General features: G+C 54.4%; 1 pseudogene. It reads right to left on the reverse strand.

What is annotated here, in order from left to right:
• Window positions 1-281: pseudogene (locus FDX22_RS20395) on the reverse strand (secretion protein HlyD); the annotation flags it as partial.

A 281-nucleotide genomic window follows, 5' to 3' on the forward strand; every position in this document is an offset into this window, starting at 1 on the left:
CGACCTTTTAAGATAGCCGCCAGCATATCTACCTCGGCGTTGGCCTTCGACAGCGCTTCACGCGCCTGCACGTAATATTGCGAGCGCAGATCGGTTATTTTGAGTCCAAGATCGCTTTTTTGTCGTTGCAGGCGCAGCACTTCTACGTGGCTGGCGGCACCGCTTTTCTCCAGCCGTTGGGTAATGGCCAGCTCTTTATTTACCGAGACCAGCGCATCCTGCAGTTCCACCATAGAATCAGCAAGCTGCGCGCGACGGCTTTTATACAGCCGCGTTTCAGA

Origin of the sequence: Citrobacter sp. TBCS-14, from assembly GCF_005280805.1 — a bacterium.
GTDB lineage: Bacteria > Pseudomonadota > Gammaproteobacteria > Enterobacterales > Enterobacteriaceae > Citrobacter > Citrobacter gillenii.